The organism is Kosakonia sp. H7A, from assembly GCF_003028445.1.
GTDB classification, from domain to species: domain Bacteria; phylum Pseudomonadota; class Gammaproteobacteria; order Enterobacterales; family Enterobacteriaceae; genus Kosakonia; species Kosakonia radicincitans.
On the sequence record NZ_PYTZ01000002.1, the window covers coordinates 976,986 to 997,487 of the forward strand.

19 protein-coding genes and 1 tRNA gene are annotated in these 20,502 nt (G+C 54.6%); 10 read left to right on the plus strand and 10 right to left on the minus strand.

Features of this window, described 5'->3' with window-relative positions:
- Window positions 1-98 precede the first annotated feature (98 nt).
- Window positions 99-347, minus strand: a complete 249-nt coding sequence (locus CWM66_RS28780) for a hypothetical protein (RefSeq protein WP_146159932.1) — start codon at window positions 345-347, stop codon at window positions 99-101.
- Between the two features lie 349 nt (window positions 348-696).
- Here CWM66_RS28780 and cspA point away from each other — a divergent pair, with 349 nt between their 5' ends.
- From cspA to CWM66_RS12610, 3 genes are all read left to right on the plus strand, one after another.
- Window positions 697-909: an RNA chaperone/antiterminator CspA gene (cspA, locus tag CWM66_RS12605; protein WP_007371983.1), complete on the plus strand. Its 213-nt coding sequence runs from the start codon at window positions 697-699 to the stop codon at window positions 907-909.
- 14 nt (window positions 910-923) lie between these two features.
- Window positions 924-1,001, plus strand: a tRNA-OTHER gene (locus tag CWM66_RS28910).
- A gap of 990 nt (window positions 1,002-1,991) precedes the next feature.
- Complete coding sequence (locus tag CWM66_RS12610) at window positions 1,992-2,258, plus strand: DUF333 domain-containing protein (RefSeq protein ID WP_007371984.1); 267 nt, start codon at window positions 1,992-1,994, stop codon at window positions 2,256-2,258.
- Here CWM66_RS12610 and hslJ read toward each other — a convergent pair.
- The 3 genes from hslJ to CWM66_RS12625 all read right to left on the minus strand — a co-directional run bounded on the left by hslJ (window position 2,252) and on the right by CWM66_RS12625 (window position 4,104).
- On the minus strand, window positions 2,252-2,680 hold the full coding sequence (hslJ, locus tag CWM66_RS12615; protein ID WP_007371985.1) for a heat shock protein HslJ: 429 nt from the start codon (window positions 2,678-2,680) through the stop codon (window positions 2,252-2,254). The genes CWM66_RS12610 and hslJ overlap by 7 nt on opposite strands.
- A gap of 113 nt (window positions 2,681-2,793) precedes the next feature.
- On the minus strand, window positions 2,794-3,783 hold the full coding sequence (locus CWM66_RS12620) for a 2-hydroxyacid dehydrogenase (RefSeq protein ID WP_007371986.1): 990 nt from the start codon (window positions 3,781-3,783) through the stop codon (window positions 2,794-2,796).
- Between the two features lie 135 nt (window positions 3,784-3,918).
- Window positions 3,919-4,104 carry a hypothetical protein gene (locus CWM66_RS12625; protein WP_007371987.1) on the minus strand — a complete coding sequence of 62 codons (186 nt, stop codon included), beginning with the start codon at window positions 4,102-4,104 and terminating at the stop codon, window positions 3,919-3,921.
- 171 nt (window positions 4,105-4,275) lie between these two features.
- Between CWM66_RS12625 and CWM66_RS12630 the strand changes: the two genes are divergently transcribed.
- The 3 genes from CWM66_RS12630 to CWM66_RS12640 are packed head-to-tail and all read left to right on the plus strand — an operon-like array spanning window position 4,276 to window position 7,452.
- Window positions 4,276-6,915 (plus strand): YdbH family protein, encoded by a 2,640-nt coding sequence (locus CWM66_RS12630; RefSeq protein WP_107146720.1) that lies wholly within the window; start codon window positions 4,276-4,278, stop codon window positions 6,913-6,915.
- Entirely contained in the window at window positions 6,912-7,103 is a 192-nt protein-coding gene (locus CWM66_RS12635; RefSeq protein ID WP_007371989.1) for a YnbE family lipoprotein, read from the plus strand. The genes CWM66_RS12630 and CWM66_RS12635 overlap by 4 nt, the downstream gene beginning before the upstream one ends.
- Before the next feature lie 10 nt (window positions 7,104-7,113).
- Window positions 7,114-7,452 (plus strand): YdbL family protein, encoded by a 339-nt coding sequence (locus CWM66_RS12640; RefSeq protein WP_090397595.1) that lies wholly within the window; start codon window positions 7,114-7,116, stop codon window positions 7,450-7,452.
- On the opposite strand, the gene CWM66_RS12645 is transcribed toward CWM66_RS12640, so the two are convergent.
- A complete protein-coding gene (locus CWM66_RS12645) occupies window positions 7,412-8,326 on the minus strand; it encodes a LysR family transcriptional regulator (protein WP_090396762.1) in 915 nt (304 codons plus the stop codon). The two genes, CWM66_RS12640 and CWM66_RS12645, sit on opposite strands and share 41 nt — an antisense overlap.
- Window positions 8,327-8,554: 228 nt before the next feature.
- Between CWM66_RS12645 and CWM66_RS12650 the strand changes: the two genes are divergently transcribed.
- The gene (locus CWM66_RS12650; protein ID WP_090396764.1) at window positions 8,555-8,986 is read left to right on the plus strand and encodes a MarR family winged helix-turn-helix transcriptional regulator; all 432 of its coding nucleotides are present in this window, start codon (window positions 8,555-8,557) and stop codon (window positions 8,984-8,986) included.
- Between the two features lie 44 nt (window positions 8,987-9,030).
- Here the strand turns inward: CWM66_RS12650 and azoR are convergent, their stop codons facing one another.
- Window positions 9,031-9,636, minus strand: a complete 606-nt coding sequence (azoR, locus tag CWM66_RS12655) for an FMN-dependent NADH-azoreductase (protein WP_007371993.1) — start codon at window positions 9,634-9,636, stop codon at window positions 9,031-9,033.
- Between the two features lie 198 nt (window positions 9,637-9,834).
- Between azoR and hrpA the strand changes: the two genes are divergently transcribed.
- A complete protein-coding gene (gene hrpA / locus CWM66_RS12660) occupies window positions 9,835-13,737 on the plus strand; it encodes an ATP-dependent RNA helicase HrpA (protein ID WP_107146721.1) in 3,903 nt (1,300 codons plus the stop codon).
- A gap of 90 nt (window positions 13,738-13,827) precedes the next feature.
- On the opposite strand, the gene CWM66_RS12665 is transcribed toward hrpA, so the two are convergent.
- From CWM66_RS12665 to CWM66_RS12680, 4 genes are read right to left on the minus strand one after another with little or no spacing between them, the layout of a single operon-like run.
- Window positions 13,828-14,490, minus strand: coding sequence for an O-methyltransferase (locus CWM66_RS12665; RefSeq protein WP_072438931.1), 663 nt, complete (start codon window positions 14,488-14,490; stop codon window positions 13,828-13,830).
- A gap of 24 nt (window positions 14,491-14,514) precedes the next feature.
- The gene (locus tag CWM66_RS12670; RefSeq protein WP_107146722.1) at window positions 14,515-15,891 is read right to left on the minus strand and encodes an efflux transporter outer membrane subunit; all 1,377 of its coding nucleotides are present in this window, start codon (window positions 15,889-15,891) and stop codon (window positions 14,515-14,517) included.
- The gene (locus tag CWM66_RS12675) at window positions 15,888-16,970 is read right to left on the minus strand and encodes an HlyD family secretion protein (RefSeq protein ID WP_090396770.1); all 1,083 of its coding nucleotides are present in this window, start codon (window positions 16,968-16,970) and stop codon (window positions 15,888-15,890) included. Before CWM66_RS12675 ends, CWM66_RS12670 begins: the two co-directional genes overlap by 4 nt.
- 19 nt (window positions 16,971-16,989) lie before the next feature.
- Complete coding sequence (locus CWM66_RS12680; RefSeq protein WP_007371998.1) at window positions 16,990-18,642, minus strand: MFS transporter; 1,653 nt, start codon at window positions 18,640-18,642, stop codon at window positions 16,990-16,992.
- A 243-nt stretch (window positions 18,643-18,885) separates the two neighbouring features.
- On the opposite strand from CWM66_RS12680, the gene CWM66_RS12685 reads away from it, so the two are divergent.
- Both CWM66_RS12685 and CWM66_RS12690 read left to right on the plus strand, forming a co-directional pair.
- Complete coding sequence (locus CWM66_RS12685; RefSeq protein WP_035885579.1) at window positions 18,886-19,344, plus strand: GNAT family N-acetyltransferase; 459 nt, start codon at window positions 18,886-18,888, stop codon at window positions 19,342-19,344.
- A 182-nt stretch (window positions 19,345-19,526) separates the two neighbouring features.
- Complete coding sequence (locus tag CWM66_RS12690) at window positions 19,527-20,327, plus strand: YdcF family protein (protein ID WP_007372000.1); 801 nt, start codon at window positions 19,527-19,529, stop codon at window positions 20,325-20,327.
- Window positions 20,328-20,502 lie beyond the last annotated feature (175 nt).

A 20,502-nucleotide genomic window follows, 5' to 3' on the forward strand; every position in this document is an offset into this window, starting at 1 on the left:
GTTCTGAACGATTTTTTATTTTATTTTTTAATGCATTGCACTCCATCAACCGCTTCCTTCGAACAGAAAGCGTATCAGGCATGTTTCTGGTAACCGATTCACAGCCACGTCGCGCTATCGTGGAAAAATACACTGAAATGCAGCCAGTTATTTTCCCGTAAGTAGCACTCATTGACTTTGCTGGTGCTAATCCTGCGTAAAACGTCCTGCAACTCTGGCGCAAAGGTGGGGGAATCGCCAGCCAACCCTGCCCGCGAACGCACGGTTGCGCCGACGCGAGCAGGGCGCGGGTCAACAGGCACTTGCAGGAGGAAGCATTCATACAGCGCGTTTACAGGACGTGACAAGATAGCAGCATAGTGTTGGATTTTAGCGCCATGATGCCTGGCATATTTGATAAAATCGCCTGGGTTTGCTCTAACATTGGACGTCATTTTACTAATAATACCAATTGCCTGACATCTCGCGTCGTGGGTCATCAATCTAAAATAAAGCTTGCTATAAGTTGGTATATGTGTGACTAATGAGTGGTAGGTTTGTTCCACAGATGTAATAAAGCGGTTTAGTAAAGCAGTCCTCATCACAAGTGTTATCTATAGATAATTCTTCTTTTTGAGCCTCCTTATCGTTAATAATTTAATTCTGTGCGAAAACCCTTTTTCGCCGAAAGGCTCTATGTATATTGAGGAAATATTTATGTCTAACAAAATGACTGGTTTAGTAAAATGGTTTAATGAGTCCAAAGGGTTTGGTTTCATCACGCCTGACAATGGCAGCAAAGACGTATTCGTGCATTTTTCGGCTATCCAGAGCGGCGGTTTTAAAACGCTGAATGAAGGTCAGAAAGTAGAATTCACGATTGAAGATGGGCAAAAAGGCCCGTCAGCCGGGAATGTTTCCGCAATATAAATAGCATTCCCGGTCCGCTATTAGCTCAGCACGGTTAGAGCGTTGCTTTATTTACAGAAAGCAGAGTCGGGGTTTGAGTCCTCGATAGCGGCCCGATTTTAACAAGATAACCCTGCCTCTCTGGCGGGGTTATTTATTTTCAGTATTGGTAACCTCTGTTTGCATTGCTCCTGCTTCCGGCTTTCTTTATTTAAGAATTCCCCCTCGGAAACTGACAAAACAACTTTCCAACATGTGTTCCCTTGTATGCGCTGTTGCGCCGCACCGCTGATGTAAATCAAAAATAAGAGCAAAATAAAAGAAGAAATAGCGGAGTTACGTTCTGTCGGCCAATCGTGTAAGCAACAATTTCGCTTCGAAGTACACATAGTCATGAACGTTAATAATGTGAAGCATCTGGTAGTACATCCTGCGAATTTATTATTGCATTTCAACCCACGTAATTTTTCATAGCTTCCTGGATACGTTTAAGTATCGCATACAGCATTTTACTTTCATTACGCCACTATGTTTTCGGATGCCAACAACATACGGGTTATGAATGATGGGTAAGACGTTGAGAACTGCATGGTTTCTACTGTTTCTGTCATTTTGTTCAGTTGCAGGCTATGCAGGTTCTTCTCCTGCCTTGCTTCACGGGCAAAAAAGTAGCTACGTTCGACATTCGTCAGGAGAGGGGGATATTGCCGAGAACCCTGATGAGCACGTCCGGGAATCGACTGAGCAATTCTTCCGCAGGATCCAAAGTTGAATTCCTCCTGTTTATAAAAAACACGTTATCAGCAACCTGCTCACCGGGCAGGTTTTTTTATTTCAGGCTGCGGGGATCCACTTCATGAATTCTTACAACCGGAGCCGATAGCACCGCCATCAAGGAGCCAGCCCGTAGTGCTTCGAAAAGGGCGTACCGCGAGGACAGAAAATCTCTGGTGAAGTGTGGGCAAGCCAGTTATTACCTGCTTCAGGCGATAAAAACGCAAAAAAATGTTTCTGCGGTGCATAAAGATGACTTTCAGCTCTCGACGTATTGCGCTGTGCTGCCTATTATGCTTGGGTTTCGCTTTAATAAAGGGAGAGAAGAGATGCGTTCTGCGTTTTGGGTGGGGTGCGCCGTTTTATTATTGTCGGCATGCAGTAGTGAACCTGTGCAACAGGCTACGGCTGCTCACGTTGTGCCAGGCATAAAGGCCGCGATGTCTAACAGCGGTCAGGCAAATTGCGCAATGATTGGCGGATCGTTATCTGTCGCGCGTCAGCTTGACGGTTCGATGGTGGGAATGTGTGCATTGCCGAATGGCAAACGCTGTAGCGAACAGTCGCTTGCCACCGGAAGCTGCGGTAATTATTGAGCGTTATTCGCGCGGGTATAAATCAACGTCTGCGAAGCGGTTGCCAGCGTTAGCTGGTCGCCGGTCAAATCGATCTGCGCGCCGTCACTCAGCATGCCCTGAATAGTATGATCCAGCTCGTTACGCTGCGGATCTGCGCACATCATCATGGTCATGCCCATGTGCTTCACGGTTAATGCGCCGTCAGAAAGTTTGCCCTGGCCCATAAAGCCGTTGCACATTTTGCCTGAGACGCGCAGATCCTTGTCGAAACGGATTTCCGGAGCCGGGCTCTGGTCTGATGTCGTCAGTGCTTTGCCGTTAAAGGTAGTCAGTACAAAACGCTGGTTAGCCAACTGTTCCGGTTTAAGGGTATCAGTGCGGGAACTGACACAGGCGGAAAGCGCAATGCTCAGCGCAATTAAAGGGATAATTTTTTTCATCTCTTCCTCTAAGAATTTTCCATTCAGGGCGGGGATTTTAACAGGGTTAGCCTGGGTGTCACTGGCCGTTAATCTTAAAACGGCTCCCCTGGCCGGGGAACCGCACAAACCGCTTAGAACAGCGCGTTCGGGCAACTTTCACCGTCACGTAACTGGCGCAGGTTTTCCAGCGTGGTCTCAGAAATGCTGGTCAACGCCTCGGCGGTCAGAAATGCCTGGTGGCCGGTGAACAGCACGTTATGGCATGCCGACAGGCGACGGAACACATCGTCCTGAATCACATCATTGGATTTGTCTTCAAAGAACAGATCGCGTTCGTTTTCATACACGTCCATGCCGAGCGCGCCAATTTTCTGTGTCTTCAGCGCATCAATCGCCGCCTGTGAATCGATCAAACCGCCACGGCTGGTATTGATGATCATCACGCCGTCTTTCATGCGTTCAAACGCGGTACGGTTCAGCAAATGGAAGTTTTCCGGCGTCAGCGGACAGTGCAGGGAGATAACGTCGGCCTGGGAAAACAGCGTATCAAGATCCACATACTCTACGCCCAGTTCCAGCGCAGCCGCGCTCGGGTAGGGATCAAACGCCAGCAGGCGCATACCGAACCCCTTCAGGATACGCAGCGCCGCAACGCCGATTTTGCCGGTACCAATCACGCCAGCCGTTTTACCGTACATCGTAAAGCCGGTCAGACCTTCGAGCGAGAAGTTGGCGTCACGAGTGCGCTGATAAGCACGGTGAATACGACGGTTGAGTGTCATCATCATGCCAATCGCATGTTCCGCCACCGCTTCCGGTGAGTAGGCAGGCACACGCACCACCTGCAGCCCAAGCTCTTTGGCCGCATCAAGATCGACGTTATTGAACCCGGCACAGCGCAGCGCGATAAATTTCACGCCCAGCTTTTTCAACTCTTCCAGCACCGGGCGGCTACCGTCATCATTGACGAAAATACAGACCCCTTCACAGCCGTTGGCGGTTTTGGCGGTCTTCTCCGTTAACAAAAAGTCGAAAAATTCAAGATCGTAGCCATAATGCTCGTTTACCTGCTGCAAATACTTTTTATCGTATTGCTTTGTGCTATATATCGCGAGTTTCATAAGGCTTTCTCCAACGGTTTCCTGCCTACATTATCACTGTTTAAAATTATTATGTAAACCTTCAAATTTTATTGATAATCATAGGCCTGATGAATGTGTCTACTCTCAGTATAACTGCCTGCACTGCCGACAGTATTAGCGCAGTTGCTTGAGAGTGCTGTTAGCGCTCCAGTTAATGATGAAGGCCAGCAGCACGCTGATAACCCATGGGATTTTCGAGTCGTGAAACACATTTGCACTGAGATAATCACCAAACGTGAAACAGGTGAAAATAGTGGCGCCCGCGAACCAACCGCGGATCAGAGAACCTTTAGTGAACATTCCTTAAACCTATAGCGTAATGATTTCGCAGCAATATCGTCCTCTGCTACTGAAAATGCAACAGCCAGACTATGATTAAAGCGGCTCGCGCTTTTAACAGGGCGGTTAAACATGTCACAATATCCGGCAGAATTGGCTTAATCACACGATAAATCAGGATATTAGCTACCCATGAAGGGTAAATACAAAGCCGCCATCGCACTGGTTTTATTATTTATACTGCTGCCGCTAACGTTACTGATGACGCTGGCGCAATGGGTGCCGACCCTTGCCGGGATCTGGCTGCCTGCCGGTACGCGCATCGCAATGGAAGAGCGTCCGCGCTTTACCCGGCATTCACTGAAAATTCCCGATCTGCGCTACTGGGTTGACGATTGCCAACTGGCGTGGCTCCAGAACGCTGAGCTTACCCATCCCAGCCGCTGGCAATTACACGCGGGCGCATTGACGATCAATAGCGCCTGTCTCAATAAGCTGCCAGCAAACGACACGCCATCAACCGCGCCGCGAACGCTGAGCGAATGGCAAGCGATGCTGCCTTACACCTGGCTTACGGTGGATCGGTTAACCATTTCGCCGTGGCAATCATGGGGCGGCAAACTGTCGCTGGCGTTGACACCTCAAATTCAGCAACTGAGTTACAACGGTGAGCGCGTGCAGCTTGAGGCCCGTCTGCACGGGCAGGCGCTGAGCGTTAACCGACTCGCGCTGCAGCTGTTTGATAACCAGCCGCCATTCACGCTTGGCGGTGAATTTACGCTGCCCGCCGTCCCGGATGGATGGCCCGTCAATGGTCATATGCAAAGCACGCTTACTCTGCCACAGCAACCCGGTCTGGTGGATGTTGATATGGAGTGGCGCGATAACGAAGGGCAGACGATTGTTATGTCGCGCGACAGCAGCGATCCGCTGCTCGACTTACCCTGGCAGGTGACCGGCGAGCAGCTCGCCATCAGCGATGGCCGCTGGAACTGGCCATATGCCGGTTTTCCGCTGAGCGGTCGCGTAGGGCTGAAGATCGACAACTGGCAGCAGGGGCTGGATAAAGCGCAGATAAGCGGTCGGCTGAACGTGCTGACGCAGGGGGAAGCCGGTAAAGGCAACGCCGTGCTGACGATTGGTCCGGGCCGGCTAAGCATGACCGACAACGCCATGCCGCTGCAACTGACCGGCGAAGCGAAGCAGGGCGATCTGGTGTTTTACGCCGTATTACCGGCGCAACTGAGCGGCAGCTTTGATGAACCGCAACTGGCCTTTACGCCCGGCGCGCTGCTGCGTTCGCGCGGACGGGTGATCGATTCACTGAATATTGATGAGGTGCGCTGGCCGCTGGCGGGCGTAAAACTGACCCGGCAGGGCATCGATGGCCGTTTGCAGGCAATTCTTCGTGCGCACGAGAATGTGATGGGCGATTTTCGCCTGCATCTCGATGGGCAGGCGCAGAATTTTTTGCCAGATAATGGCGAGTGGCGCTGGCGTTACTGGGGGGATGGCAATTTTACGCCGATGAACGCGCGCTGGGACGTTGCCGGTCGCGGCGAGTGGCAGGACAACACCATCACGCTGACCGATCTTTCAACCGGTTTTGATCAACTTCAGTACGGCACCATGCAAATCAGTACGCCCCGGCTGGTGCTGGATGAACCGGTGAAATGGGTGCGGGAGGCGGAGAAGCCACAGTTCAGCGGCGCACTGACGCTGGATGCCGGGCAAACGACCTTTAGCGGCGGTAGCCATTTGCCCGCCTCGCAACTCAAGTTCAGCGTCGATGGCGCCAATCCCACCGATTTTCAGTTTAAAGGCGCCCTGAGTGCCAATGCTATCGGCCCTGTACAGGTGAATGGCCGCTGGGATGGCGAAAGATTGCGCGGGCAGGCCTGGTGGCCGCGTCAGTCGCTCAGCGTTTTCCAGCCGTTGATCCCGCCAGACTGGAAGATGAAGCTGCTCAATGGCTCGCTCTACGCTCAGGTGGCGTTTTCTGCGGCGGCCGGGCAAGGTTTTGAAGCCGGTGGGCACGGCGTGCTGAAAAGCGGCAGCGTCTGGACGCCGGATAATGAAATCAGCGGTGTCGATTTTGTATTGCCTTTCCGCTACCGCAATGCTGCCTGGCAACTGGGTACCCGCAGGCCGGTATCGCTGCGCATTGGCGAAATTGTTAACCAGGTGACAGCCAAAAATATCACCGCTGATTTGCAGGGGGCCTGGCCGTGGAGCGAAGAAAACCCGCTCATTCTGAGCGATGTCAGCGTCGATATGCTCGGCGGTAAAGTGACCATGCAGCAACTGCGCATGCCGCAGCACGATCCGGCACTGGTGCGCATTAATCATATTTCATCCAGCGAGCTGGTCAGCGCGGTCAATCCGAAGCAGTTTGCGCTTTCCGGGCCTTTTGACGGCGCGCTGCCGCTGTGGCTGGATAATCCGCAATGGATAATTAAGGACGGCTGGCTGCACAACCCGGGTCCGATGACGTTGCGTATCGACAAAGATACCGCGGATGCGGTGGTGAACGACAACATGGCGGCAGGCGCGGCTATCAACTGGTTGCGCTATATGGAAATTTCCCGTTCCTGGACAAAGATAGATCTGGATAATCTTGGCGTGTTAAAAATGCAGGCTACCATTCGCGGCACCAGCTATGTTGAAGGCAAGAGCAGCACCGTGAATTTGAACTATACCCATGAGGAAAACGTCTTTACCTTATGGCGCAGTTTACGTTTTGGCGACAATTTGCAGTCATGGCTTGAGCAACATGCCGCGCTTCCCCAGGCGCGCTGTGCGAAGGGCGAAAAGTGTGAGGAAAAACAATGAAAACCCCGATAGCCGTGCCGGTGCTGGCAATAACTACCTTGCTGGCTGGCTGTACGCCGCGCATCGAGGTGGCGGCGCCAAAAGAGCCGATCACCATCAATATGAATGTGAAGATCGAGCATGAAATCCACATCAAAGTGGATAAAGATGTCGAAACCCTGCTGAAATCGCGCAGCGATCTGTTCTGAGGCCATCATGATGAAAAAACGACTGCTGATGGCATTGTTGGCGCTGAGCCTCGCCAGTGCAACCGCGCAAGCATTGACGCTGGACGAAGCCCGTTCACAAGGGCGGGTGGGGGAAACCTTAACCGGTTACATTGCGCCGGTAAGCCACGATAAAGAGACGCTGGCGCTGGTGGATCGCATTAACAAAGCGCGTGCCGAAAGCTACCAGCAACTGGCCGATAGCAACAACATTCCCGTTGATGATGTGGCGAAGATGGCGGGGCAGAAACTGGTGGATCGCGCCCGGCCCGGTGAATATGTGCAGGGCATTAACGGTAAATGGCTGAAGAAAGCGTCAGCGGCGCATTGATTTCATCACTAAGATGCTGGCGTAACCACGCCAGCGCCTGTTCCGCCCGCCGCGTTATCGGCCACTCCGCGCGGTGAATCAGCCACAGCGTATCGACAACGTTGACCGGATGGTTGTCAACCTGCAACAGTGCCTGGCGCGGAAAGGCCAGCCGCGCATAGCGCGGTAACACCGTAAAACCCAGCCCGCGTGAAACGGGTTCCGGTATCAGACCAATATGGTTAATAAAACCGCTCACCCGTATGCTTTGCATTCCCGGATTGCCGGGAAAACGGCGGCTGAGCAGCCGCGTCGCCATCGCATGTCCATCCGGGTGGCTGATAAACCCCAGCTTTTGCAGATCCTGCCAGCTACTGGCAGTACAGCCAGCGGGAAGCACTAATTCTAGCGGCTCCTCGGTGAATTTATGCGCCGTCAGACGCGTGTCATCTGGTTGTTGCGTGACCAACCCTAACTCGTAGCGGCTGGCCAGCACTTCAGCAATCACCGAGTGATTGGGCGATACGCGCAGGCGGATGGTCAGTTCAGGTTGCTGCTGCTGCAAATTGAGCAGCAGCGGGTAGATGCGCAACCCGATGCTGCCCGGGCATATGACGCTGATTTCACCGCCTGCTTTATCCTTATCTTCCAGACGATTTTGTAAACGCTTATCCGCCTGTTCCAGCTCCTGGCAATAATCGCGTAATGCGTTGCCTTGCGGCGTTAGCTCCAGCGTCCGTTTCCCGCGCAAAATCAGCGGGCCGGTTTGTTGCTCCAGTTGGCGAATATGCTGGCTGACCGCCGCCTGGGTAATGCCAAGCTTATCCGCTGCGCGGGTAAACGATCCGGCTTCAATCAGGGCGCTAAATGATCGTAAAAGCTGCGGGTTAAACATAATGAATATTTATAGAGTTCATAAGGAAATGCCTATTTTCATTATAATTAGCCCGGTATAGGCTTGTCCATCTGCTGAGCGTACAGCCCTGATTAACGTGGTGAATCCCCCTATGCGGCGGGGCGCTTTTGATCGTGAAGAACATTGCTGCGCAGGCTACGGGATCAAACGTAGCTTACCGGGAGGCACCCGGCACCACTCCTCAGTTCTGCTTTTTCAGGATCCCCTATGGACAATGCCGGGCTTTTATCGCGTGTACACATGTTGTACCTGGCGTCGCATAATTTGCGTCTGCTGATTGATCAAAAAATTAAAGACAACCACATCGGTTTTAATGGCTGGATGCTTCTCGTCTGTATTCGTAACGAACCGCAGATTGTGACGCAACGGGAAATCGCGCTGCGCATGGGGCTTAAGGAGCCCAGCGTCGGCGAGCTGATCAAACAGCTTATGAAACAGAAATTGCTGGTGCGCGCGGTCAATATCAGCGACCGGCGTAAATACGCCATCAAAATCACCGATCAAGGTGTGGTGATGTATAACGAGATCCAGCAGGCGCTACAGCCGCTGTTTCACACTATTTTTCCCGGGCAAATGGAACAGTTGGATGGGTTACTGCAAACGATCCTGACAGCGACAAAGCGCTATACGGCAGAGTAGAGCGGGGAGAAACCCTCCCACCGGATGGTGAGAGGGGGAATATCTTATGCAGCGACCAGGCTGTCGATAGCCGCTTTGGCGTCGGTCTGCGCTTTGGTAGCCACTTCCGGGCCGTAAGCGATGCCTTCAGCGAACACGAAGTTCACATCGGTAATGCCGATAAAGCCGAGGAACAGCTTCAGGTACGGTGCAACCAGGTCAGACGGGGTGTCTTTGTGGATGCCGCCACGGCTGGAGAGGATCACCGCGCGTTTACCTTTCACCAGGCCTTCCGGGCCTGCTTCGGTGTAACGGAAGGTCACACCAGCGCGAGCGACCAGGTCGAAGTAGTTTTTCAACTGCGTCGGGATGTTGAAGTTGTACATCGGGGCATTAATTACGATCACATCATGAGCCTGCAATTCAGCAATCAACTCATCGGAGAGTTTCAGCGCTTCCTGCTGGCGCGGCGTCAGCGGAGCATCGCTCGGACGCAGAGCGCCAACCAGCTCGCCATCCAGCACCGGAATCGGGTTTGCAGCCAGATCGCGAACGGTGATTTGATCGCCGGCGTGTTTCGCGCTCCACTGTTCAACGAAATAGTCAGCCAACTGACCAGACTGTGAGTACCCTGCCAAAATACTGGATTTAAGAACTAACACTTTACTCATGGGTGGTTCCTTTTTGTATTGATATGGGGTCGCCCCGTAATTCGTGACACTGTATGCACAAAATTCTGCGATGAATAGCGCAATATATCGAATCCTATGTTCGAATTTCTTGAACAAGGCAAGCCGTGCCACGATGTGATATTCTACGTCCATTAAGAACTTACGCAGTTTCCCGGCAGTGCTCTGCCCAATAACGTTATGACAGAACAACATACCTTAACGATTTCCGATCTATTGCCGCGTCTCGACACCCTGATGTTACGCGACAGACAACGCTTCGCTCGCCGTCTGCATGGCAGCAAGAAAGTTAAAAATCCTGAATCTCAGCAGGCACTGCTGCGGCAACTGGCGCAGGAGATTGCCGACGCGGCGGGAAAAGTAGCGCTGCGCGAAGCGGCGCGTCCGCAGATTGATTACCCGGACAACCTGCCGGTCAGCCAGAAGAAACAGGTCATTCTCGAAGCGGTGCGCGATAACCAGGTGGTCATCGTCGCCGGTGAGACCGGTTCCGGTAAAACGACCCAGCTACCGAAAATTTGCATGGAGCTGGGGCGCGGCGTGAAAGGCCTGATTGGCCACACGCAGCCGCGTCGTCTGGCGGCGCGCACCGTGGCGAACCGTATTGCTGAAGAGTTGAAAACGGAACCGGGCGGCTGCATCGGTTACAAAGTCCGTTTTAGCGATCATGTCAGCGATAACACGATGGTTAAACTGATGACCGACGGTATCCTGCTGGCGGAAATTCAGCAGGATCGTCTGCTGATGCAGTACGACACCATCATCATCGATGAAGCGCATGAACGCAGCCTGAACATCGATTTCCTGCTCGGTTACCTGCGTGAGTTGCTGCCGAAGCGCCCGGATCTGAAAATCATCATCACTTCTGCGACGATCGATCCGGAACGTTTTTCGCGCCATTTCAATAATGCGCCAATCATTGAAGTTTCCGGCCGTACGTATCCGGTGGAAGTGCGCTATCGCCCGATTGTTGAAGAAGCGGATGACACGGAACGCGATCAGTTACAGGCGATTTTTGATGCGGTCGATGAGCTCGGCCGTGAAAGCGCGGGCGATATTCTGATCTTTATGAGCGGCGAGCGTGAAATTCGTGATACCGCTGATGCGCTGAGCAAACGCGATCTGCGCCATACCGAGATTCTGCCGCTGTATGCGCGTTTGTCGAACAGCGAGCAGAACCGTGTTTTCCAGCCGCACAGCGGGCGGCGTATCGTGCTGGCGACCAACGTGGCAGAAACCTCGCTGACCGTGCCGGGCATCAAATATGTGATCGATCCAGGCACGGCGCGCATCAGTCGTTACAGCTATCGCACTAAAGTGCAGCGTTTGCCGATCGAGCCGGTTTCGCAGGCTTCAGCTAACCAGCGTAAAGGCCGCTGCGGTCGCGTTTCGGAAGGGATCTGTATTCGTCTCTATTCGGAAGATGATTTTCTGTCGCGCCCGGAATTTACCGATCCGGAAATTTTGCGCACCAACCTGGCGTCGGTCATTTTGCAAATGACCGCGCTGGGGCTGGGCGATATCGCCGCATTCCCGTTTGTCGAAGCGCCGGATAAACGCAATATTCAGGATGGCGTGCGCCTGCTGGAAGAGCTTGGGGCCATTACGACCGATGAGCAGCAAACCGCCTATAAACTGACGCCGCTTGGCCGTCAGCTTTCACAACTGCCGGTGGATCCGCGCCTGGCGCGTATGGTGCTGGAAGCGCAGAAACATGGCTGCGTGCGTGAAGCGATGATCATCACGTCGGCGTTGTCGATTCAGGATCCGCGCGAACGTCCGCTGGATAAAAAGCAAGCGTCGGATGAAAAACATCAGCGCTTCCACGACAAAGAGTCTGATTTCCTTGCCTTTGTGAACCTGTGGAACTACCTCGGCGAGCAGCAAAAAGCGCTCTCTTCGAATCAGTTCCGCCGTCAGTGCCGGGTGGATTACCTTAACTATCTGCGCGTGCGCGAATGGCAGGATATCTACACCCAACTGCGCCAGGTGGTAAAAGAGCTGGGCATTCCGGTGAACAGCGAGCCGGCAGAGTACCGCGAAATTCATATCGCGCTGCTGACCGGGCTGTTGTCGCATATCGGCATGAAAGATGCGGAAAAGCAGGAATATACCGGCGCGCGCAATGCCCGTTTCGCCATCTTCCCCGGTTCGGGTTTATTTAAAAAGCCGCCAAAATGGACCATGGTCGCGGAGCTGGTGGAAACCAGCCGTCTGTGGGGGCGTATTGCTGCACGCATCGATCCGGAGTGGGTGGAGCCGGTTGCGCAGCATCTGATCAAACGTTCGTACAGCGAGCCGCACTGGGAGCGGGCTCAGGGCGCGGTGATGGCGACAGAAAAAGTCACCGTTTACGGGCTGCCGATTGTCGCCGCGCGCAAGGTGAACTACAGCCAGATCGATCCGGCGCTGTGCCGCGAGTTGTTTATTCGTCATGCGCTGGTGGAAGGCGACTGGCAAACCCGTCACGCTTTTTTCCGCGAGAACCTGAAACTGCGCGCTGAAGTGGAAGAGTTGGAACATAAATCCCGCCGTCGCGACATTCTGGTGGATGATGAGACGCTGTTTGAGTTCTACGACCAGCGCATCAGCCTTGAGGTGATTTCGGCCCGTCATTTTGATAGCTGGTGGAAAAAGGCCAGCCGCGAAACGCCGGATTTGCTCAACTTTGAAAAGAGCATGTTGATTAAAGAGGGTGCGGAAAACGTCAGCAAACTCGACTATCCGAACTTCTGGCATCAGGGCAACCTTAAGCTGCGGCTGAGCTACCAGTTTGAGCCGGGCGCGGATGCTGACGGCGTGACGGTACATATCCCGCTGCCGTTGCTGAATCAGGTGAACGAGAGTGGCTTTGAATGGCAGATCCCCGGCCTGCGCCGCGAGCTGGTGATTGCGCTCATCAAATCACTGCCAAAACCGACGCGCCGCAATTTTGTTCCGGCGCCGAATTATGCCGAAGCCTTTCTTGGTCGCGTTACGCCGCTGGAGCTGCCGCTGCTGGATGCGCTGGAGCGCGAATTACGCCGTATGACCGGTGTGATCGTTGACCGCGATGACTGGCACTGGGATCAGGTGCCCGATCACCTGAAAATCAGCTTCCGCGTGGTGGATGACAAAAACAAGAAGCTGCTGGAAGGGCGCTCGCTGGCGGAACTGAAAGAGAGCCTGAAAGGTAAAGTGCAGGAAACGCTGTCTGCGGTTGCCGATGACGGCATCGAGCAGAGCGGGCTGCATATCTGGAGTTTCGGCACACTGGCGGAAAGCTACGAACAGAAGCGCGGTAACTATAAGGTGAAAGCCTGGCCAGCGCTGGTGGATGAACGTGACAGTGTCGCGATCAAGCTGTTCGATAATCCGCAGGAGCAACAACAGGCAATGTGGCGCGGTATCCGCCGTCTGCTGCTGTTGAATATTCCGTCGCCCATAAAATATCTGCACGAAAAATTGCCGAATAAGGCCAAGCTGGGCCTCTACTTTAACCCGTACGGCAAAGTGCTGGACCTGATTGATGACTGTATCTCCTGCGGCGTCGACAAGCTGATCGATGAAGCGGGCGGCCCGGTATGGACGGAAGAGGGTTTTGCCGCGCTGCATGAAAAAGTGCGCGCCGAACTGAACGAAACGGTGGTTGAGATCGCCAAACAGGTCGAGCAGATCCTCACTGCGGTGTTCAATATCAACAAGCGTCTGAAAGGGCGCGTCGATATGACCATGGCGCTGGGGCTGTCGGATATCAAAGCGCAGATGGGCGGGCTGGTTTACCGCGGTTTTGTGACCGGCAACGGTTTCCGCCGTCTGGGTGATACGCTGCGCTATTTACAGGCGATCGAAAAACGGCTGGAGAAACTGGCGGTCGATCCGCATCGTGATCGCGCGCAGATGCTGAAAGTGGAGCAGACGCAGCAGGCGTGGCAGCAGTGGCTGAATAAGCTGCCGCCCGCTCGCCGCGATGATGATGATGTGAAAGAGATCCGCTGGATGATAGAAGAGCTGCGCGTCAGCTATTTCGCCCAGCAGCTCGGAACACCTTATCCCATCTCCGATAAGCGCATTTTGCAGGCAATGGAACAAATCAGCGCCTGAGCGCATTCGGAAATAGCCTGATGGCGCTGCGCTTATCAGGCCTACGGTTTGCTTTTGTAGGCCTGAGGCGTAAGCCGCCATCCGGTATTTTTAGATGGCGTTAACCCACGCCAGCGTAAAACCGTCCCAACCCTTCACGCCGACGGTCTGCATGGCCGTCACCGTCAGGCGCGCATCATTGCCCAACATATCAATAAATTTACGCACGCCCTGCACGCTGGCGTCGGTGGTGGTTGGATTGGTCACTTCCCCGTTGCGCACCACGTTATCGCCAATAATCAACGTACCGGGGCGAGAATAGTGCAGCGCCCATTTCAGGTAGCTGGGGTTATTGGGCTTATCGGCATCAATAAAGATCAAATCGAACGGCGGGCGCTCGCCGAGATTTTCCAGCGTCTGCAATGCCGGGCCTTCCGCAACGGTAACCAGGTTCGCCACTCCGGCAAAATGCAGATTTTCGCGGGCAATCGCCGCATGCAGCGGTTCAGCTTCCAGGGTTAACAGTTCGCCGTTTACCGGCAGTTCGCGCGCCATCCATAGCGTGCTGTAGCCGCCAAGCGTACCGATTTCCAGGATTCGCCTTGCCCGCACCATGCGAACTAACAGCGCCAGTAATTGCCCCTGCATGGGCGAGACATCAATCGCCGGAAGCCCGGCGCGCTGGTTGTTCGCCAGCACCTGCTCTAATACCTCATCTTCCGGGATCAGTTTTTGCGCTAAGTATTCATCAACTGCGGACCACTTTTGCTGCATAACATCACTCCTGATTATCAAAATTCACTCAATTCCGGACCAGCCACCTCCCAGTGCCCGGTAGAGATCCACCTGCGCCAGCAGCAGGTTGTTTTTCACCTGTACCGCACTTAGTTGTGCAGAATATAAGGTGCGCTGGGCATCCAGCACATCCAGATAGGCGGAATACCCATTGTTGTAACGGTTTTGCGCAATGCGCAGCGTCTCCTGCGCGACCTGCTGTTGCCCCTCAAGTTCGCGCAGTTGCTCGCCAAGGCGGGTGATGGCGTCCAGACTGTCATTCACCTCTTTAAAGGCGTTACGCACGGTTTTCTCGTAGCTGTACAGCGCCTGATTCCGCTGCGACATGGAGACATCCACCTGCGCGTTCAGCGCCTGGCGGTTAAGCAGCGGGGCGAGAATACTGCCGCCAAGGCTCCACAAACGTAATGGGTTATCGAGCAGGCCCGGCAGGGTTCTGTCCTGCATACTGCCGGTCGCCGTCAGATTGAGCGACGGCAGCAGTTGCGCCTGCTTTGATGCCAGTGAGGCATCCGCCGCGACGAGCTGGCGCTGTGCCTGCACAATATCCGGACGCCGGTTTAACAGCGAAGAGGGTAATTGCGACGGCAACTTCAGCGGCGTCAGTTGCGCAAAAGTGTTGCGGCTGACCGTGCCAGGGTTGCTGCCGAGCAACAGACTCAGAGCATTTTCCTGCTGGTTTATCTGGTGCTGTAGCACCGGCACCTGTGCACGGGTGGCGCGCAGTTCGGAATCCGCCTGCATCAACTCCAGTTGAGAAGTATAGCCAGTCTCGTACTGGCGACGGGCAAGATTCCACGCTTCTTGCCGGGCTTTGAGTGTTTCTTGCGTGACGCGTAACTGTTCATCCAGCGACAACAGGGTGAGATAACCGGAAGCCACATTGGTGGCGACGGTCAAATCAGCGGCAGCGGCCGCCGCTTTTTGCGCCTCCAGCGAGGCATCCGCCGCGCGCGCCGCGCTGCGGTTTGCGCCCCAGATATCGACATCGTAGCTGGCCGTCAGGCTGCCTTTATAGAGGGTGCTGTGAATCGGCAAACCGGTCGCTGCCGATTGCGAACGTGCGCGCGTGCCGGAAAGCCCGGCATCAAGTTCCGGGAACAGCGCGCTGTTAGCGGCATAAACCTGTGCCTGGTACTCATTGACCCGTTCGCGGGCAATCAGCACGTCGCTGTTATAGCGCAGCGCCTGATCAACATAGCGGTTAAGCTGGCTGTCATGAAAACTGCGCCACCAGACGCTATCCGTTTTACCGATCGGGCCGCTGGCGCTGCGCCAGGCGGCCGGGATTTGCAGCGTCGGTTGGGCCTGTTGCACATCAGCAGACTGGCAGCCCGCCAGCGTAAAGGCGAGGGCAAGAAAGAGCGGGTGACACCTCATTTCTGCGGCTCCCCGGTATCAATGTACACCTGTACCGACATTCCCGGACGCAGGCGGGCAATGTCATCATCGTTACCCTCAACCTGAATGCGCACCGGAATACGCTGGGCGATTTTAACAAAATTACCGGTAGCGTTATCCGGGCTGATGGCGCTGAACTCAACGCCCGTTGCTGGCGAGAGGCTCTCGACACGGCCGTGATAACTGCGGCCATCGAGCGCATCCACGGTAAAACGTACCGGTTGGCCGACAACGACATCCGCCAGTTGCGTCTCTTTCAGATTGGCGATCACCCAGCGCTGCGATGGAACCAGCGAGGTAAGGTGCGTACCGGCAGTCACATACGCGCCAAGCCGCACGCTGATCTGCCCCAGTTGCCCGTCGCGCGGAGCGACAATGCGGGTGTTTTGCAGGTCGATTTGCGCCAGTTCCAGCGCTGCCTCGGCGTTTTCCACATCCGCTTGCAGCGACGCGCGGTTGACGATCGTGGTTTGCAGATCCTGGCGCGACATCTCCAGCGTCGCTTCAGCCTGCGCAATGCTGGCGGTGTTTTGCGCTGCCGTCGCAAGGGCGGCATCGCGCTCGCGAATCGACAGCGAACCGTCGGCGGTCAACGCTTTGACGCGTTTTAAATCCGCCTGCGATTTCAGATCCTGCGCTTTGGCGCTGGCCAGCGCCGCTTTGTTGCGTTCAATCACGGCTTCAGCGCTTTTACGTTGCTGAAGATTATTGGCCAGCGCGGCTTTTTTCATCGCTAGCGTCGCTTTGGCCTGATCCACCCGCTGGTGATAAATACGATCGTCGATCTGCATAATCAGATCGCCTTTCTTCACCCAGACAAAATCCTGTACCGGCACCTCGGTGATATACCCATTGACCTGCGGGCTGATAAAGGTGGTTTGCCCGCGCACGTAGGCGTTATCGGTAAATTCAGTATGGCGAGTGAACGGCGGCAATTGCCACGCATAGAGGATCACCAGTACACCGACGAGGCCAATGGCAGCGGCGGTGAAGAGGGAAACGTTGCGAACATTATTGCGGGTGCTGGCGCGCTCTTTGGCGGCATCCTGCTGGCTCATAAACACTCCAGTAACATTATTATTTGGTCCCAGTCGCCCGCTTTAAGGCGAGGCGTGCGGTAATATTCAGGCGCAACAAGCGCCATAAAATCCAGATCAGCGTGGCGGCGGCGATACTGGCCGTCAGCAGATAGGTATCGTTGTAGGCCAGAATGTTGGCTTCCAGCGTGGAGACCGTTTGCAGTTGCGTCACGGCCTGGGTGCTCAGCAGCGAACTGTCGCCGAGCATGCTCTGGTACATCTGGCTGTAAAGCTGCAACCGGTCATTCACCAGCGGATTAAGGGTGGTGAGCTGGTCGGCCAGCAGGCTGGAGTGGTATTTCTCACGCCATGTCTGGAACGTACCGAGGATTGCCGAACCCAGCAGGCCACCAATGTTCTGGCTCATGCCGAACAGCACCGAAAAGCTGACCAGATTTCGCGGCTCAGCTATCACGCCGCCAATGCCAGCGAGCATCGCTGGCGCAATAAAAAAAGCGCTGGCAAAACCGAGTAAAAACTGGCTGATGATGAGCTGATTAGGCCGCGTAAGACTGGTGGAGTGGCTGTCCATTAGCGAAGCGATAATCATTAACACCAGCGAGAAGACAACTGGCCACGCCAGCCGCTGAGGCTTAATGGTCAGGCAACTGGCGACAATGCCGCAGACAATCCCCGCCAGAATCGACCACGCCAGTTTTGTCATCTGCTCATTCTGCAATCCCACGTATTGCAGCCAGCCGAAAACGCCGGTGTTCTGCTCTGCCAGCACGATGCGGATCAACAGCATAATCAGCCCCAAACGCACAATACTGCCGCTGGAGAGCCAGCGAGTATTGAGCAGCGGGTTGCTGCGGTTATGCTCAAAGGCAATCGCAGACACGATCAGCACTACCGCAGCCGCCAGTGCCCAGCCGATCCACGGTGCTTCGAACCACCAGTCAAGACGGCCCAGCGATAACACCGCGCACAGCAGCGCCATGCCAGGCGCCAACAGAAAGAAGGTGATGAAATCCTTCTTTTCGAACACCTTTTTACGATCCCCTGGCGGCAATTTCAGGGCGATCACGCAGCCCAGGGAGATAAGCGCCAGCCCCAGTTCAAACAGGTAAAGGCCGCGCCACTCATTGAGTTGCAGCAATTCGCTGGAGAAGAGGCGGGCCATCGGGATCGCCAGCGACGAACCCGTAATACCAATGGTTAATGCCTTCAGACGATGCTTCGCCGGCCACGCCTGGATCTGGTAGTAAATGCCGAGCGAACTGAGTGCGGCGGCGACCATGCCGTGCGCGGCACGGACGAACATCGCCGAACTGAGATCGTTAATAAACAGGTGAAAAAAGGTCACCAGCACATACAGCACCAGAAACCCTTCCGTGAAGGCGCGCAGCCCATACTGCTGGCGGAACTTTACCAGCAGCAGGTTGATAGAGATATTGGTCATCACGTACACCGCAGGCAGCCAGGCGATTTCCGTTGACCAGGCCGCGAACGTGCCCTGAAGGTTTTGCAGGTTGGCCGTCACCATGGCATTGCCGAGCGCGCCGGTCAGACAGACCAGCAGGCCAACAATACCGTAGGCAATACGGCGCGGCGTACTGTGATAAGGCGTTGAGGGAGAACCCAGCAACATGGGCTTTTCGTGAGCGGCCCATTCGCGCGGAGTGTACGGATCGCTTTTCGGCAAACGCATTACTTCTTAACCTCGCGAAGCAGGTTTCCCTGCGTTTTGTCGTTTATGGGAGAGCGTAGCTGCAGGCAGCGAAGTTCGCAGTTATCCCGGAAAAGCTTTTCACTCACTGAATAGTTAGGGTGCTAATGATATTGCTTGTGTCAATAAAGCTGATGCAAGTGTATAAGAAAAATATAGATTACCTTCGCACGGCGATCCGCTTAAGTGATAAAAACAACCGATATAAAGGTGACGCTGTCACAAATGAGTGCAATCACTATTTTACCCACCTCACCGTACGATAAAGCCTGCCTGCAATTGCAGGATGAGCTTTCCGCTACGTTGCAACAAATCACCGGAAGCAGCGGCAGGGCATCCTTTGATGCCAGCGCATGGGGTGAACGGGATATTTTTCTGCTGGCATGCAACAACGATATTGCTGTGGGCTGCGGTGCGCTGCGTGAAGTGTCGGCAGAAATCGGTGAAATCAAACGTATGTACGCGCGGCCTGAAACGCGCGGTGTGGGCGCGCAACTCCTGCAGGCGCTGGAAAGGTATGCGCTGGCGCATGGCTTTAAAACGCTGTGGCTGGAGACGCGTAAAATCAACCAGCGGGCAGTGGCGTTCTATTTACGCAATGGCTATCAGATCCGCGAAAACTACGGTCGCTATGCAGGGCGGGCGGAAGCCGTTTGCTTTGAGAAAAGATTGTCTGAGCGCTGAGAAATCAGGAAGCGCGGGCTTTTCTCCTGCGGCTCCTGTTTCGAGTGATCCCCGGTTATTTGGGGTTACTTCCGGTTATTCAAAATAGCGACAGAAACTTACCCGAACGGGATTCGGAGTGATCCCCTGTTCAGGACACACAGAGGCGTTAGTCTCTGACGGGTGTAGCAAAGGAGGTTTTGATGCAGATAACAACATTTCCCGCCTTATCGGAAACCACGCTGGCAGCGGCGAATACGCTGGGTGCATGGCTGGCACAAAATGATTTTGCCGGTAAACCCACGCCGGTACGCGCGGATGTGGTGATCCTCGCAGGTAATGCGGTGATGCCGACCATCGATGCGGCGTGCGCGCTGGCAGCGGCGCAGAACACGCCGCTACTGGTGACGGGGGGGGTGGGGCACTCCACAACGTTTCTGTATGCCGCCGTTGCGCGCCATCCCCGTTATAACGTGCTGCGAACGACCGGGCGCAGTGAGGCGGCGATCATGGCGGATATCGGGCGCCACTTCTGGAACCTTGCTGATTCACAGTTGTTGGTTGAAGATAAATCAAGAAACTGCGGCGAAAATGCGCGTTTCAGCGTTGATTTGCTGCTTTCGCAGGGGATAAAAGCGAAAACGGCAATGGTGGTGCAGGACCCAACCATGCAGCGCCGCACCGTCGCCACCTTTGCCCGCGTCAGCCAGCAGTGTGCCGACGCGCCGCACTGGCTAAGCTGGCCGGGTTTTACGCCGCGTTTATGCAATACGGCGGCAGGGCTGGCCTTCCAGCCGCAGCAGGAGGGGCTGTGGCCCGTGGATCGCTATCTGTCACTAATGATGGGCGAAGTTCCCCGCCTGCGTGATGACGCCACGGGCTACGGGCCGAAAGGGCGTGATTTCCTTGTTCACGTTGATTTTCCACCCGCCGTGGAAGCGGCCTGGCAGGTGCTGATTGCCGATGAGACCCTTGCCGCCGCGCTCGCCAGTCGTTCACTGTGAAAAATGCCCGTTTGCGCTAAAGCTGCAGCAAACGGGCATTATCCTCCCTCTGTTGTAATTTATTTGTTGCGAACTTGCTGGGTTTTTTATGAATCCACTCACAAAAGCCGATGCTGTGCCTGAGCAATACCTCGCATGGGGATAGATTTTTAACAATGAGTTTACTTGTTAAAAG